Raw genomic sequence first — 14,709 nt, 5'->3', positions numbered from 1 at the left:
GCCGAGCAGCTTGCTGCACCTTGATGACTACCACTCAGGCGGGCTGGTGGTGTCTGTCCAGCCAGCCCTGCAGCAGCCCGACCAGCAGACCGGCCAGGTGGGCCATGTTGGCGGTGCGTGTGCCGAGCAGATCGAAGAAGCCGAGTGCCAGCCAGAACAGCATGAAGCCCATCAGCGCCGGTGGCAGAGTGAGGCCGCAGGCCGGCTGCAACTTGCTGCGCAACCAGCAGTAGCCGAGCAGGGCATAGACCACCCCGGAGAGGCCGCCAAACAGCGGGCCGCTGGCGAAGAACTCGGCCAGGTTGGGCAGGGCGGCGCCTACCAGCAGCAGGATCAGCAGCTTGCCGCTACCGAGCCGTTGTTCGATCTGGCCCCCCAGATACCACCACCACAGCAGGTTGAACACCAGGTGCAGCACCGAGAAGTGGATGAAGGCCGGGGTGAAGTAGCGCCACGCCTGCCAGTCGGTGAACTGGGCCAGGGTCGGGTGGAAGGCCAGCTCATCGAAAATCGGCAGGCCGATGGCATCGAGCCCGTAGATGGCCAGACAGGCGATGATCACCACCAGGGTCAGCGGCCCGGCCTGATGCAGGAAGTCGGTGACCGGGTCGGTCATCCCCTTGCTGTAGTCGATGCGGGCATCGGCCCGGCCGGATTGCCAGGAGGCTTCCATATAGCGGGGGTGGGTCGGCTCGGCCAGGAAGCGTTTCACCTCCAGCTGGGCCTGGGCGAGGCGCTGTTCGTCTGCCAGCCAGACCGAGACGCCAAGCTCGGACTGGGTCAGTTCGCACGAGATGCCGAGGGTGGAGAGATAGTCCACCAGCGCCTGGGCCATGCGGGCATTGTCGAGCACCAGCAACTGGATCATGCGTCGCCCGCCTGGATCGGGAACTCCCTGCGCCACGCCTCGAAGCCGCCATCCAGGCTGTAGACCTCATCGTACCCCTGTTGCAGCAGGTACTGGGCGGCGCCCTGGCTGCTGTTGCCGTGATAGCACATCACGATCACCGGGGTATCGAAGTCCACCTCGTTCATGAAACGCACCAGGGTGCCGTTGGTGAGGTGGAAGGCGCCGACCGCGTGGGCCGTCTCGAACGACTGGGGGTCGCGAATATCCACGAGGCGGGCTGCACCGGCGGCAAGCTTCTGGTGGGCATCATGGGCACTGATATGGGCAAACTGGTCCATTAACATGTCCTGCGAATAGGTGATTGAGGGTCAGTTTACCGCAAGCGGAGGCCGGCGCTAAGCCCGCAATGTGTCCGGTTATTGCCGTGACCGATCGCAATTTCCTTCAATACCGGGGGCGGGGTGCCGACTAGGCTGGGGGCTCCTTTTGCCGATATGAGCGTTATTCATGGAGACGAGTCTGCTGTTATCCATGGCCGGGTTTGCCCTGGCCATGTCCATCACCCCGGGGCCGGTCAACTTGGTCGCCCTCGGCAGCGGCGCCAAGCACGGCTTTGCGGCCAGCCTGCGCCACGTGGTCGGGGCCACCCTGGGGTTCATTCTGTTGCTGCTGTTGATGGGACTTTGGCTGGGCGCCACCCTGCTGCAATGGCCGCTGGCGGCGGAGGTACTGCGTTGGGCCGGGGTGATCTTTCTCGGCTGGATGGCCTGGCAGCTGCTGGTGGACAGCGGCCGGGTGGAGGGGGTCGACGGGGTGGCGCCCTCCTTCTGGTACGGGGCACTGATGCAGTGGCTCAATCCCAAGGCCTGGCTCGCCGCCAGCATGGGGATGGGCGCCTATGGCAGTGCGGGCGGGGTGGGGCAGGTGGCCCTGTTCAGCGGACTCTACCTGGTCATCTGTCTGTGCTCCATCGCTTGCTGGGCGTATGCCGGCAGTCGCCTGCAGGGGTTGCTGCTTGCGCCGCAGCGGCTGCGCTGGTTCAACCGGGTGATGGCGCTGTTGCTGCTGCTCTGCGCCGCCTATCTGGTGCGCTAGCTCTGCCGGATCAGCTGATTGCGGTAGTGACCCGGGGTGGCAGCCACCCGCCGCTTGAACTGGCGCTGGAAGTGGGCCTGATCGGCAAAACCGCTGGCCAGCGCCACCTCTGCTAGCGGTTCTCCCCGCCTGAGCAGGGTGCGGGCATGGCGGATGCGCTGATCGAGCAGGTAGGCGTGGGGCGTCATGCCGTAATGGCGGCTGAAGCTGCGCACGAAGTGAGAGGGGGTGAGCCCGGCCACCGCACTCAATTGTGCGAGGGTGAGGGGGCTGCTGCAGTCGTCCTGCATCAGTTCGGCGGCCCGCTGCAGGTGCTGCGGCGGCCGATCGTCCCAGCTGGCCGGGGTGAGCCTGGCCAGCAGCTGGCGACTGAACTGGTGGCAGGCCACCTCGCGCGCGAGCGGCTCCGACTCCTGCCACAGCTGCCGGTGGAGCCGGCACAGCCCCTGGTAGAGCAGGGGATCCCGGCTTGCGGTCATGTCGAAGGGACGAAACGCGTCGCCCAGCCCCGCCTCTTCCTGCTGGCGTTGCAGCCAGCCGGTATCGAGGTAGAACATCAGATAGGACCAAGGCTCATCCGCAATCGGGTTGCAGGCGTGCACCTCTTCCGGGTTCATCAGCACCAAGTGGCCGTGGCCGACCTCCTGCCGGCTGCGCTGGTTGAGGTAGTGGCTGTGGCCGCCGGTGATGGCGCCGATGGAGAAATGGGGGTGGCTGTGCTTGTCGTAGCAGACGCGGCGGCCATCCTGCACCGCCCGCGCCTCGATGAAAGGCAGGGCCGGATCGTGCCAGAAACTGTGGTGATCCGGCGCCGTGTCGGCCCTGCTCATGGGTCAGCCGCCGAGATAGGCCTGGCGGACGGCCGGGTTGGCCAACAGGGCCGCCCCCGTGTCCTGCAGTACCACGTGGCCGTTCTCCAGCACATAGCCGCGATCGGCCAGCTTGAGCGCCTGGTTGGCGTTCTGCTCCACCAGGAAGATGGTCATGCCGTCGCGGCGCAGCTGCTCTATGGTGTCGAAGATCTGCTGGATGACGATGGGGGCCAGCCCCAGCGAGGGTTCATCCAGCAGCAACAGGCGCGGCTTGCTCATCAGGGCGCGGCCGATGGCCAGCATCTGCTGCTCGCCGCCGGACATGGTGCCGGCGCGCTGCTCCAGACGCTCATGCAGGCGGGGGAACAGGGTGAAAATCTGATCCAGCAGGCCGCGCTGCTCGGCCTTGTCGACGAAGAAGGCCCCCATCAGCAGGTTCTCCTCCACCGTCAGGCGCGCGAAGATGCGGCGCCCCTCCGGCACCACGGCGATGTCCTTGCGCATGATGCGGGCGGTGGAGAGCGAGTCTATCTGCTCTCCCTCGAACCAGATGGAGCCGCTGCTGGGCTTGGGTTCGCCGCACAGGGTCATCAGCAAGGTAGTCTTGCCGGCGCCGTTGGCGCCGATCAGGGTGACGATTTCCCCCTCTTTGACCTGGACGCTGACGTCGTGCAGCGCCTGAATTTTGCCGTAGTGGGTCGATACGTTGCGAAGTTCTAACATCTTTTTGTCCTTACGACTCGCCCAGATAGGCCTTGATCACTGCCGGATTGCTGCGGATTTCGTCCGGCTTGCCGTGGGCCAGCGGGGTGCCCTGGTTGACCACGAAGATGCGGTTGGAGATCTCCATCACCAGCTTCATGTCGTGCTCGATCAGCAGCACCGAGACCCCGAACTCGTCCCGCAGGTTGGAGATGAGCTCGTTCAGCTCGTCGGTCTCGTGCGGGTTGAGGCCGGCGGCCGGCTCGTCCAGCATCAGCAGCTCGGGCCGGGTCGCCATGCAGCGGGCAATCTCGAGCCGGCGCTGCTGGCCATAGGCCAGGTTGCCGGCGGCGCGGTTGGCGAGATCCTTGAGCCCCACCTTCTCCAGCCAGAAGGCGGACTGCTCCAGCCCCTCCCGCTCGGCGCGGCGAAAGGCCGGGGTCTTGAACAGCCCTGCCAGAAAGCCGGTGTTGAGGTGCCTGTGCTGGGCTACCAGCAGGTTTTCCACTGCCGTCATGTCCTTGAACAGTCGCACGTGCTGAAAGGTGCGCACTATGCCCTTGCGAGCGATGAGGTGGCCAGGCAGCCCCTGGATCTCCTCGCCCTTGTAGCGGATGATGCCGCCGCTCGGACGGTAGAAACCGGTCAGGCAGTTGAAGACGGTGGTCTTGCCCGCTCCGTTGGGACCTATGATAGAGATCACCTCCCCCTTGTCCACGTCCAGCTTGACCCCGTTGACCGCCAGCAACCCTCCGAAGCGCATCGACAGATCAGAGACTTCCATTAACTTCTGATTGGCACTCATTTCTTTAACTCCAGATGCGGACGGGTCATCGGCAGCAATCCCTGTGGCCGCCAGATCATCATGAACACCATCAAGAGGCCGAACATCAGCATGCGGTACTCGTTGAACTCGCGCGCCAGCTCAGGCAGCACCGTCATCACGATGGCAGCCAGCACCACCCCGATCTGGGAGCCCATGCCGCCCAGCACCACGATGGCGAGCACGATGGCCGACTCGATGAAGACGAAGGACTCCGGACTGATGAAGCCCTGGCGCGAGGCGAAGAAGCTGCCGGCGAAGCCCGCGAAGCAGGCGCCAATGGTGAAGGCGGTCAGCTTGATGATGGTGGGGTTGAGCCCCAGCGACTTGCAGGCGATCTCGTCTTCCCGCAATGCTTCCCAGGCGCGGCCGAGCGGCATGCGCAGCAGGCGGTTGATGACGAACAGGGTGGCGATCACCAGCACCAGCGCCATCAGGTAGAGGAAGATCACCTTGTGGTTGGCGTTGTAGGCGATGCCGAAGAACTCGTGGAAGGTCTCGAAGCCGCCATCCTTGACGGTGCGGTTGAACTCCAGACCGCCCAGGGTCGGCTTGGGAATGCCGGAGATGCCGTTCGGGCCGCCGGTCAGGCTGGTCATGTTGTTGAGCAGGATGCGGATGATCTCGCCAAAGCCCAGGGTGACGATGGCCAGATAATCCCCCCGCAGCCGCAGCACCGGGAAGCCGAGCAAAAAGCCGAAGGTGGCGGCCGTCAGCCCGGCGATGGGCAGGCACTCCCAGAAGCTGAGCCCGAAGTAGGTGTTGAGCAGGGCATAGCTGTAAGCGCCGACCGCGTAGAAGCCGACATAGCCGAGATCCAGCAGGCCGGCGAGGCCGACCACCACGTTCAGGCCGAGACCCAGCATGATGTAGATGAGGGCCAGGGTGGCCAGATCGATGGCACCGCGCGAGGCCATGAAGGGCCAGCTCACTGCGAACAGCAGCACCAGCACGGCGGTGATGTTGTAGAGGCGTGGCGCCTCCTCCTGACTCGGCAGCACCAGCTTGGTGAAGCCGACCGAGAAGCCGCTGATGGAGGCCTGGAACAGCCGGCTTATCTGGCCGCGCAGCAGCTGGAACCAGAACACCAGGGTGGCGCCGCCCAGCAGCCAGGCCAGCGACACGTCGAGCCGGCTGGTCACCAGCAGGCGGGTGCCGTCGGTTTCGAGCTTGAAGCCGAGCAACCAGAAGGAGAGCACCAGCAGCACCAGGCTGGCGATGCAGGCATGAACCAATTGACGTTTCATCATACCTTCTCGACCTCCGGGCGACCCAGAATGCCGGTGGGCATGAACAGCAGCACGCCGATCAGCAGGGCAAAGGCCATCACATCCTTGTACTCGGTGCTGAGGTAGCCGGCGGTGAGCGCCTCGACCACGCCGAGTAGCAGGCCGCCCAGCACGGCGCCGGGAATGCTGCCGATACCGCCCAGCACCGCCGCAGTGAAGGCTTTCAGCCCGGCCATGAAGCCGAGGTAGGGGTTGATGACGCCGTAATACATGCCGAGCAGTACGCCGGCGACGGCGGCCAGGGTAGCCCCCAGCACGAAGGTGATGGAGATGACCACATGGGTGTCTATCCCCAGCAGGTTGGCCATCTTGATGTCTTCCGAACAGGCGCGGCAGGCGCGGCCCATGCGGGAGCGACCGATGAACTGGGTCAGTGCCAGCATGGTGATGAAGGTCACCACGAAGATGATGAGCTGCATCCAGGAGAGGCTGGCCTGGAAGCCGTCGGCTTCACCCAGGGTCCAGCCGCCGGAGATCAGGGTGGGCATGGCGATGTCGCGTGAGCCCTGGGCCATCCGCATCATGTTCTGCAGGAAGATCGACATGCCGATGGCGGAGATGAGGGGGATCAGCCGGTTGCCGCCCCGCAGCGGGCGGTAGGCGACCCGCTCTATGGTCCAGCCATAGGTGCCGGTGATGACGATGCTGACCAGGAAGGCGCCCCCCAGCAGCAGGAAGGTGCTGTCGATGCCCATCATCATGAGCCCCGCCATCACCATGAAAGCGACATAGGAGCCGATCATGTAGACCTCGCCGTGGGCGAAGTTGATCATGCCGATGATGCCATAGACCATGGTGTAGCCGATGGCGATCAACGCATAGGTGCTGCCTATGGTTAACCCGTTCAGCAATTGCTGAACCAGGTAAAGGAAGTGTTCGGACATACTGCGTTCCCTGTACTTGCCCGCAAAGAAAGGAGGGGTGACTCATGTCACCCCGACCGGCAGATTATTTGACTTGAGTGGAGGTACCGTCGGCGTGCCACTGGAACACACCGAATTCAAAGCCTTTCAGGTCGCCACTCGGAGCCCAGCTCAGGGTGCCCATGACGGTATCGATCGGTGCAGCCTTGATGGCGGCGGCAACGGCAGCCGGGTCATCCTCACCCGCCTTGGCGATACCGGCAGCCAGGGTTTGCACCGCGGCATAGGTGGTCCACACGAACGGACCGGAGGAGTCCTGGCCCTTGGCCTTGAACGCGGCCACCAGCGGGGCGTTGGCCGGCACCAGGTCATATTTGTTCGGCAGGGTTACCAGCAGGCCTTCGGAGGCCGGACCGCCGATGGCGGAGATGTCCTTGTTGCCGACCCCTTCCGGACCCATGAACTTGGCCTTGAGGCCCTTCTCGCCAGCCTGACGCAGGATCAGACCCAGCTCGGGGTGATAGCCGCCGTAGTAGACGAAGTCGACGTTCTCTTTCTGCAGCTTGGCGATCAGGGCGGAGAAGTCCTTGTCGCCGGCGGTGATGCCTTCAAACGCCACCACCTTGACGCCGGCCTTGTCCAGCGCCGCTTTCACGCTGGAGGCGATGCCTTCGCCGTACTGTTTCTTGTCGTGGATGACGGCCACGCGCTTGGGCTTGACCTGCTCGATGATGTACTTGGCGGCGGTCGGGCCCTGGTCGCTATCCAGGCCGATGGTACGCAGCACCAGCTGATAGCCGCGCTCGGTGATCTTGGGGTTGGTGGAGGCCGGGGTGACCATCAGCACGCCTTCATCTTCATAGATGTCGGAAGCGGGCAGGGTGTTGTCGGAGCAAAGGTGGCCGACCACGAACTTGACGCCGTCGTTGATCACCTTGTTGGCGACCGCCACGGCCTGCTTGGGATCGCAGGCGTCGTCATAGATGACGGCTTCGATCTGCTTGCCCTTGATGCCACCGGCCTTGTTGATCTGCTCGACTGCCATCTTGCCGCCGGTGAACTGCATGTCGCCGTACTGGGCGACCGGGCCGGTGACCGGACCGGCGATGCCGATCTTGATGGTGTCCGCCGCGTGGACCAGTGATACCGATCCGAACAGGGCCATAGAAACCGCTGTCCTGACTGCCATTTTGCTCAACTTATTCATCGATTCGTCCCTTAATCAGTGGATTGTTTCATTTTCCGTGTGCCATTCCGAACCGTGATCCCGCCAGTCCGGCAATAGGTATGGTTCTATCATTCCTCGCTGGGCAATAACAAGCTGTTAAAGATACTAACCAGAGAGGGTGGAATAGTGCTTTTTTGAAACAAATAACCAATATTGAAATCTGATTTAGATATTGATGCTGAAGGTGTTGATTAACATCTTCTCAACAAGGTGTGCTTTCGATAAATGATAGATGAAAAAACTGACGATATTTTACCCTGACACTGCTCCCATTTTGACCAAAATCCGTTTGCGCAAATAGAAAGGAGCGCCTAGATTAGCCAGCATTGACAATTCATTGGCAGTGCTCGTTAAAACCAAGCCTTTATTCGGGAAATCTGCTAATGTTCCGCCTTTGATCTTCAGGAGACAGAGATGGCCACTATCAAGGATGTCGCCTCCCGCGCAGGCGTATCCATCTCCACCGTCTCACATGTACTCAATCACACCCGTCGGGTCAGCGAAGACGCAACCCAAAAAGTGCTTGAGGCGGTGGCAGAACTCAACTACGCGCCCAACTCGGTAGCGCGCAGCCTCAAGATAAACTCGACCAAGACCATCGGCATGCTGGTCACCACCAGTGCCAACCCCTTCTTTGCGGAAGTGGTGCAAGGGGTGGAGGCGTACTGCTTCGAGCAGGGCTACAGCCTGATCCTCTGCAACACCGAGAACCAGCCGCCCCGTCAGCAGCACTACCTGCGCATGCTGATGGAGAAGCGGGTCGACGGTCTGCTGGTGTTGGGAACCGACATCGATACCCCGCTGCGCGACATGCTGCGCATCCACAAGAGCGTGCCGCAAGTGGTGCTGGACTGGGGTACCGAGTGTGACTTTGCCAACGTCATCAACGACAACGCCCGCATCGGTGCGCGCCTGGCCGTGCGCCACCTGCTGGAGCAGGGTCACCGCGACATCGTCTGCATCACGGGTCAATTGGCCAAGCCGACCACCCAGCAGCGGCTGGACGGGGTGCGCGATGCCCTGGGCGAGCAGGGTCTGACCCTGAAAGACGAGCAGATCTTCGAAGGGGATTACGAGAGCCAGAGCGGATTCGATGCCATGCAGCGGATCCTGGCCCTCAAGCCGCGGCCGACCGCGGTGTTTGCCTTCGACGATCCCATGGCGATCGGCGCCATCTGCGCTGCCTGGGAAGCCGGGGTCAAGGTGCCGGACGACATCTCCATGATCGGTTATGACGACGTGGAGATGGCACGCTTCTCCAGCCCGCCGCTCACCACCATCCGCCACCCCAAGGCCGAGCTCGGCCTGCTGGCGGTGCAGCAGCTGGTGAGCCGGATCCGCAACAAGGAGCTGGAAGTCGAGTCGATGACGGTCCAGCCGGAGCTGATCGTCCGCCGCTCGGTCAAGTCACTGCGCTGATCGCGCCACGGCAGCGCCATCAACAAGAAAACCCCCTCGCCAGCGAGGGGGTTTTTGTTTGGCCCGAGTTTATTGCAGCGGCGGCCAGTACTCCTTGTTGGCGGCGATCAGGTCGTCCAGGATGGCTTTGGCCACCGAGGCGCTCGGCACCGTCTTGGAGAGGGTGATCGCCTGCCACAGCTTCTGATAGGAACGCTCGATCCATGCCTCCACCACCAGCTTCTCGACGGCCACCTGCTGACCCATCATGCCTTGCTGGAACAGCGGGATGTTGCCCACCTGCAGCGGCTCGGGGCCGCTGCTGCCCACCAGGCAGGGGATCTCGACCATGGCCTCCGGGTCGAAGTTGGGGATGGCACCCCGGTTCGGCACGATCAGCAGCATCCGCTCCTGGGTGTTGAAGGCGATGGCGGTGGCCAGATCCACTATGTAGGAGGCGTGCTCGTCGATCTCCAGCTCGCCGGCCGCGGCGTTGCCGGCCGCCACGATGGCGCGGCAGGCGCTGAACACATGTTTCTCGCGGTGCTCCATCACCTCGTTGGCGCGGGTGTGCTCCGGATTGGAGTGGGCAACCACATAGTCCGGGTAGAGGTAGTACTTCAGATAGGTGTTGGGCAGGGTGTCCGGATCAAGGGCCCACACGTCCCTGGCCTTGGCGAAGGTGTCGTTCCAGCTGGCCTCGGCGTGGCCGGCCTGCTTGGGCACATAGCCGTGCTTGGCCACGTGGGCCTTGATGGCCGGCATCAGGTCGTTGCCCGCCAGATCCTCGATGCGGGTCCACCAGCCGAAGTGGTTGAGACCGTAGTAGCGTACCCGCATCTCCTTGCGTGACGGCAGGCCGGCGATCTGGGCCATCCGTCCCTCAATGCCGATGGGCATGTCGCAGATGTTGAGGATCCTGGCGTGGGGGCGCAGGCGACGGGTCGCCTCGGCCACGATGGCGGCCGGGTTGGAGTAGTTCAGCATCCAGGCATCGGGCGAGTACTGCTCCATGTAGTCGACCAGCTCCAGCACGCCGCCGATGGAGCGCATGCCGTAGGCGATGCCGCCAGGGCCGCAGGTCTCCTGGCCGACCACGCCATGGCGCAGCGGGATCTTCTCGTCCAGCTCGCGCATGGGGTACTTGCCGACCCGGATATGGGCCATCACGAAGTCCACCCCGCTGAAGGCTGCCTTGGGGTCGGTGCCATAGCTGAAGGCGATGTCAGGGGCCTGCTCCCGCAGCAGGATGCGGCAGGCTTCGGCGATCACCTCCTGGCGGGCGCCATCGTTGTCGTAGAACTTGATCTCCCGCAGCGGGAAGCGGTGCTGGTTCTCCAGCAGCATGAGAACGATGCCCGGGGTAAAGGTGCTGCCACCGCCGGCAATGACGACAGAGAATTTTTTCATGATCATGACTCCGTTACGAAAGAAGAGGAGGAGGGGTTGTTCATCAGGCTCTCCATGTTTTCCCTTAGCTGGGGGACATGCAGACCGATAATGATCTGGATGCTGTCACCGTGGCGGACCACGCCGTGGGCACCCAATTGTTTGAAAGCATCATCTGGTGCCGCCAGGCCCGCATCGCGTAGCGATATGCGCAGCCGGGTGGCGCAGTTGTTCAGACTGTTGATATTTTCCGCACCACCGAGCGCCGCCAGAATATGGCCGGCAATATCATGGCCACGCTGTTTTTTGGCGGCCTGATAATCAGCCTTGGAATACAGTTTTATTTCGCTCTCATCCCGCCCCGGGGTTTTCAAATTGAATTTCAGAATGAGCGTGCGGAATATCAGGAACCAGATCCCGGTAAAGGTCAGGCCGATGGCAATCTGGGTAAACATCATGCCGGCGTGATTGTGGAACATGGGGATCCAGTTCTGCGGCAGGAACTGGTCGAGCAGACCACCACCCATGTTGCCGACGACCCCGAACAGGTACATCACGGTCGCCATGGTGGCCGCCAGCAGGGCATGGATGGCGAACAGCAGGGGCGAGATGAAGAGGAAGGTGAACTCGAGCGGCTCGGTGATCCCCACCAGCATGGCGGTCAGGGTCGCCGGGATCAGCAGGCCGGCCACCTTGGCCTTGTTCTCTTTGGCGGCGGTGGCGTAGATGGCGAGCGCAATCCCCATGGCCCCGAAGATCTTGGAGTTGCCGTGCAGGGCGAAGCCGCCCTGGGGGAACAGCTCGATCAGCGGCCGGGTGCTCTGGCTGAACTCCAGCATGTGCTGGGCCCAGTAGAGCTGGATGCCGCCTTCCACCGCGGCCGGGCCGAAGATGAAGGGGCCGTAGATGAAGTGGTGCAGGCCGGTCGGGATCAGAATTCGCTCGAGGAAGGTGTAAACCCAGACGCCGAGCGGGCCGGAGACCAGCATGAACTCCTGCAGGGAGGCGATGCCCATCTGTACCTTGGGCCAGCCCAGCAGGGTCAGCCAGGCGCAGGGGATCATCACGAAGAAGGCGACGATGGTGACGAACGAGCTGCCCTGGAAGATGCCGAGAAAGACCGGTAGCTGTCGGTCGAACAACCGGTTGTGCAGGGCGGTGACGATGCCGGAGATGGCGATGGCACCTATGATGCTGGTGTCCAGGGTCTTGATGCCAGCCACCATGGCCAGCCCGCTCTCGCCACCCACCGCCTGGTTGAAGTCGACCCCGAAATAGTCGCCCCAGGTCATCCCCATGGCATTGATGAAGTAGTTCCAGGTCATGAAGCTGACCAGTACGGAGAGGCAGGCGCGGGCCTGAGCCTTATTTGCCAGACCGATCGGCAGGCCGATGGCAAATATCAGCGGCATATTTCGAAATACCGTCCAGCCACCCTCTTCAATAATATGAACTATTTGAAAAAATAGTCCCTGAGGATCGGCCAGTGTCTCTCCCACGAACATGGGATTTTTCAGCATGATTGCAATGCCTACTACCATACCTGCGAATGGAAACAGTAATACAGGCGTAAACATTGCTCCGCCAAAACGTTGAATTTGACTGAGCATATAGCGTCCCTTTTTATTAGAGAATTGTCTGACTGCTGTTGTCGTATTGCTGAATTGAACCTAACAACAAGCGATCAGGCCATCATGAAATATGTGGTGGTTATGTGATCCGGCGCATGCACTTATTTAGACAAAGAGATCTAAATTTTGCGATATTGTTGTACGTCTTGTTTTTGTGACGTTTTTATCGGGTTATTTGAATTTAAAATTGTTTATTTTCAGATGGTTGAAATAAAGGCGAGCAAATGGGTCGCCACCCAGGCGGGGTGAGGAGAGGTCTAGCTGTGATCTACAAATCGGTGGCGGATCGGTTGCGTATCCGGGTCAACGGGGCGGATTGCCGGGTGGGGGATGTCCTGCCGAGCGAGAAAACCCTGGCGAGTCAGTTCGGGGTATCGCGGATGACGGTGCGCAAGGCGGTGGACATGCTGATCGAGTGGGGGCTGGTGGAGCGGCGCCACGGCAGCGGCACCTACGTGACCAAGAAGGACGTGCAGCACGAGACCAAGGGGCTGAGCGGTTTTACCGAGCTGATGCGTGAACAGGGCCGCCGCCTGACCAGCGAGGTGCTGGAGTTTCGCACCATGCCGGCCCCGCCCGCCATCGCCAGCCAGCTCAGGATCAAGGTGAACGAGCCGGTCTACTTCTCCAACCGGGTGCGCTCGGTGGACGGCCGGGCCCTGCTGGTGGAGGAGAGCTACATGCCGGTGCGGCTGTTTCGCACCCTCTCGGTGGCACACCTGGAGGGATCCAAGTTCGCCTACATCGAGAACGAGTGCCAGCTCCCCATCGCCGGCAACTACGAGAGTTTCAGCGCCGTGCTGGCCGGCCGGCGCATGGCCGAGCTGTTGCATATCGAGCAGGGGGCGCCCATCTTGCGGCTTACCTCGCTCTCATACGGTGAGAACGGCGAGTTTCTCAACTACTCCATTATGTTCCGCAATGCCAACGACTATCACGTCGACTACCACCTGCGCCGTGCCCGCGGCTAGCCTGCCCCCCATCTTGTTGCGTATGCCAACCCCCTCGCCAGCGAGGGGGTTTTTGTTTGATGGGCCCTGGATGGACGCCTCAGGCCTTGAGGCCGAGCCGCTTGGCGAGGCGGTGCAGGTTGCCGCCGTCCAGCTCCAGTGCGCGGGCGGTGGCGGCCCAGTTGCCGTCATGGGCGGCCAGGGTCTGCTCGATCAGCGCAAGCTGGAAGGCATCGGTGGCGGCCCGCAGGCCAAGGCCGCCGGGCAAGGGGGCAACCGGCGTTATGGCGGGGCTGCTGGAGGGGGGCAGGGGGCCGGCCGCCAGGTTGAAGTGATGGCTGGCGAGGGTGGGGGCCTGGCTGCCCTGTTCGGCCCGCGCCAGCACGGCGGCGCGGTGGATGGCGTGCTCGAGTTCCCGCACGTTGCCGGGCCAGTCGTGACGCTCGAGCAGTTGCAGCGCCTGTGGCTGGATGCGCAGCCGCTCCAGCCCCAGGCTGAGCCGGCAGCGTTCGCAAAAATAACCGGCCAGTAGGGGAATGTCGCCGGGGCGCTCGCGCAGCGCCGGGGCGTGGATCGGGAATACGCTCAGCCGGTGGTAGAGGTCGGCCCGGAACTGCCCCTCGACCACTGCCTGTTTCAGATCCCGGTTGGTGGCCGCCAGGATGCGCACGTTCACCTTGAGCGGGGTGTCGTCACCGATCCGCTGCAGATCGCCGTATTGCAACACCCGCAGCAGCTTGGCCTGCAGCGGCAGGGAGAGCTCGCCGATCTCGTCGAGGAACAGGGTGCCCTGATCCGCCAGCTCGAACTTGCCCGCCCGGTTGTGGATGGCGCCGGTGAAGGCCCCCTTCACGTGGCCGAACAGCTCGCTTTCGGCCACCGATTCGGGCAGGGCGGCGCAGTTGAGGTAGACCAGCGGGGCCTTGGCACGCTGGGAACCGCGATGCACCGCCTTGGCGATCAGCTCCTTGCCGACTCCGGTCTCCCCCAGGATCAGCACGTTCAGCTCCGAGCTGGCCACCACCTCGATCTCGTGGCGCAGCCGGGCCATGGCGGGGGACTGGCCGATCATCTCCGGTTGCTCAGGGCCGGGCCGGGTGCCGGGGACCAGCGGCTCGCTACTCTGGCGGGCAAGCCGCTCCAGCAGCAGTGCGTTGTTGAGGGCGGCGGCGGCCAGGGCGCCCACCAGCCGCAGCTCCTCGTCGCTGATGGCGTCGAACTGGGTCGGGTTCATGCCGTCTATGGTCAGCGCGCCGATCAGCGCCTGATCCGAGAACAGCGGCAGGCCGACACAGGCGTGTACCTTGAAGTCGTCGTGATCCGGCAGCAGGCCGTCATAGGGGTCGGGCAGGCTGCTGTCGGCGGGGAAGCGCACCACGTCGCCGGCGCGGGCGATGGCCTCCATGCGCGGGTGATCCTTGAGGGCGAAGCGGCGCCCCAGCACGTCCTGCATCAGGCCGTCGATGGCGAGCGGGATGAACTGGCCCCCCTCGTAGCGCAGCAGGGCAGAGGCATCCGAGTTAAGCAGGCTGCGTACGCTCTGGATCAGGCGGTGGAAGCGGTCCTGATGGGAGATGCCGAGTTGCAGGTCGAGGGCGATGCGCGCCAGGCTGTCGGTCGAGATCACGATGATTGTCCAAATGACAGTGTGTTTGTGATTTTGACTATAAAGAGAGGCT

General features: G+C 62.9%; 14 protein-coding genes. 3 read left to right on the top strand and 11 right to left on the bottom strand.

Annotated features, from left to right (window positions below):
• Positions 1 to 34 precede the first annotated feature (34 nt).
• Positions 35 to 868 (bottom strand): rhomboid family intramembrane serine protease GlpG, encoded by an 834-nt coding sequence (gene glpG, locus C2U40_RS22420; RefSeq protein WP_011704134.1) that lies wholly within the window; start codon positions 866 to 868, stop codon positions 35 to 37.
• Positions 865 to 1,188: a thiosulfate sulfurtransferase GlpE gene (gene glpE, locus C2U40_RS22415; protein WP_011704135.1), complete on the bottom strand. Its 324-nt coding sequence runs from the start codon at positions 1,186 to 1,188 to the stop codon at positions 865 to 867. Before glpE ends, glpG begins: the two co-directional genes overlap by 4 nt.
• Positions 1,189 to 1,357: 169 nt before the next feature.
• On the opposite strand from glpE, the gene C2U40_RS22410 reads away from it, so the two are divergent.
• Positions 1,358 to 1,945: a LysE family translocator gene (locus tag C2U40_RS22410; RefSeq protein WP_233768796.1), complete on the top strand. Its 588-nt coding sequence runs from the start codon at positions 1,358 to 1,360 to the stop codon at positions 1,943 to 1,945.
• Here the strand turns inward: C2U40_RS22410 and C2U40_RS22405 are convergent.
• The 6 genes from C2U40_RS22405 to C2U40_RS22380 form a co-directional block, all read right to left on the bottom strand.
• Positions 1,942 to 2,775 (bottom strand): AraC family transcriptional regulator, encoded by an 834-nt coding sequence (locus C2U40_RS22405; protein ID WP_103828804.1) that lies wholly within the window; start codon positions 2,773 to 2,775, stop codon positions 1,942 to 1,944. The genes C2U40_RS22410 and C2U40_RS22405 overlap by 4 nt on opposite strands.
• Before the next feature lie 3 nt (positions 2,776 to 2,778).
• On the bottom strand, positions 2,779 to 3,480 hold the full coding sequence (locus C2U40_RS22400) for an ABC transporter ATP-binding protein (protein ID WP_011704138.1): 702 nt from the start codon (positions 3,478 to 3,480) through the stop codon (positions 2,779 to 2,781).
• Positions 3,481 to 3,490: 10 nt separating this feature from the next.
• On the bottom strand, positions 3,491 to 4,264 hold the full coding sequence (gene livG / locus C2U40_RS22395; protein WP_011704139.1) for a high-affinity branched-chain amino acid ABC transporter ATP-binding protein LivG: 774 nt from the start codon (positions 4,262 to 4,264) through the stop codon (positions 3,491 to 3,493).
• On the bottom strand, positions 4,261 to 5,529 hold the full coding sequence (locus C2U40_RS22390) for a high-affinity branched-chain amino acid ABC transporter permease LivM (protein ID WP_044798805.1): 1,269 nt from the start codon (positions 5,527 to 5,529) through the stop codon (positions 4,261 to 4,263). Before C2U40_RS22390 ends, livG begins: the two co-directional genes overlap by 4 nt.
• On the bottom strand, positions 5,529 to 6,455 hold the full coding sequence (gene livH / locus C2U40_RS22385; RefSeq protein ID WP_011704141.1) for a high-affinity branched-chain amino acid ABC transporter permease LivH: 927 nt from the start codon (positions 6,453 to 6,455) through the stop codon (positions 5,529 to 5,531). The genes C2U40_RS22390 and livH overlap by 1 nt, the downstream gene beginning before the upstream one ends.
• Positions 6,456 to 6,519: 64 nt before the next feature.
• Positions 6,520 to 7,641 (bottom strand): branched-chain amino acid ABC transporter substrate-binding protein, encoded by a 1,122-nt coding sequence (locus C2U40_RS22380; RefSeq protein WP_016348967.1) that lies wholly within the window; start codon positions 7,639 to 7,641, stop codon positions 6,520 to 6,522.
• A 435-nt stretch (positions 7,642 to 8,076) separates the two neighbouring features.
• Here C2U40_RS22380 and C2U40_RS22375 point away from each other — a divergent pair, with 435 nt between their 5' ends.
• Entirely contained in the window at positions 8,077 to 9,081 is a 1,005-nt protein-coding gene (locus C2U40_RS22375; protein ID WP_103828805.1) for a substrate-binding domain-containing protein, read from the top strand.
• Positions 9,082 to 9,150: 69 nt separating this feature from the next.
• On the opposite strand, the gene C2U40_RS22370 is transcribed toward C2U40_RS22375, so the two are convergent.
• Together C2U40_RS22370 and C2U40_RS22365 are read right to left on the bottom strand one after the other, a co-directional pair.
• Positions 9,151 to 10,470: a 6-phospho-alpha-glucosidase gene (locus C2U40_RS22370; RefSeq protein WP_024945483.1), complete on the bottom strand. Its 1,320-nt coding sequence runs from the start codon at positions 10,468 to 10,470 to the stop codon at positions 9,151 to 9,153.
• Positions 10,471 to 10,472: 2 nt separating this feature from the next.
• A complete protein-coding gene (locus tag C2U40_RS22365; protein WP_103828806.1) occupies positions 10,473 to 12,059 on the bottom strand; it encodes an alpha-glucoside-specific PTS transporter subunit IIBC in 1,587 nt (528 codons plus the stop codon).
• A 284-nt stretch (positions 12,060 to 12,343) separates the two neighbouring features.
• Here C2U40_RS22365 and C2U40_RS22360 point away from each other — a divergent pair, with 284 nt between their 5' ends.
• Positions 12,344 to 13,051: a GntR family transcriptional regulator gene (locus tag C2U40_RS22360; protein WP_103828807.1), complete on the top strand. Its 708-nt coding sequence runs from the start codon at positions 12,344 to 12,346 to the stop codon at positions 13,049 to 13,051.
• Between the two features lie 79 nt (positions 13,052 to 13,130).
• On the opposite strand, the gene norR is transcribed toward C2U40_RS22360, so the two are convergent.
• Positions 13,131 to 14,657 (bottom strand): nitric oxide reductase transcriptional regulator NorR, encoded by a 1,527-nt coding sequence (gene norR, locus C2U40_RS22355; protein ID WP_104467499.1) that lies wholly within the window; start codon positions 14,655 to 14,657, stop codon positions 13,131 to 13,133.
• Positions 14,658 to 14,709 lie beyond the last annotated feature (52 nt).

Source organism: Aeromonas sp. ASNIH4 (assembly GCF_002934425.1).
GTDB classification, from domain to species: Bacteria; Pseudomonadota; Gammaproteobacteria; order Enterobacterales; family Aeromonadaceae; genus Aeromonas; species Aeromonas hydrophila.
The sequence above is the reverse complement of the archived record's forward strand: the minus strand, read 5'-3'. Positions and strand labels throughout refer to the sequence as shown.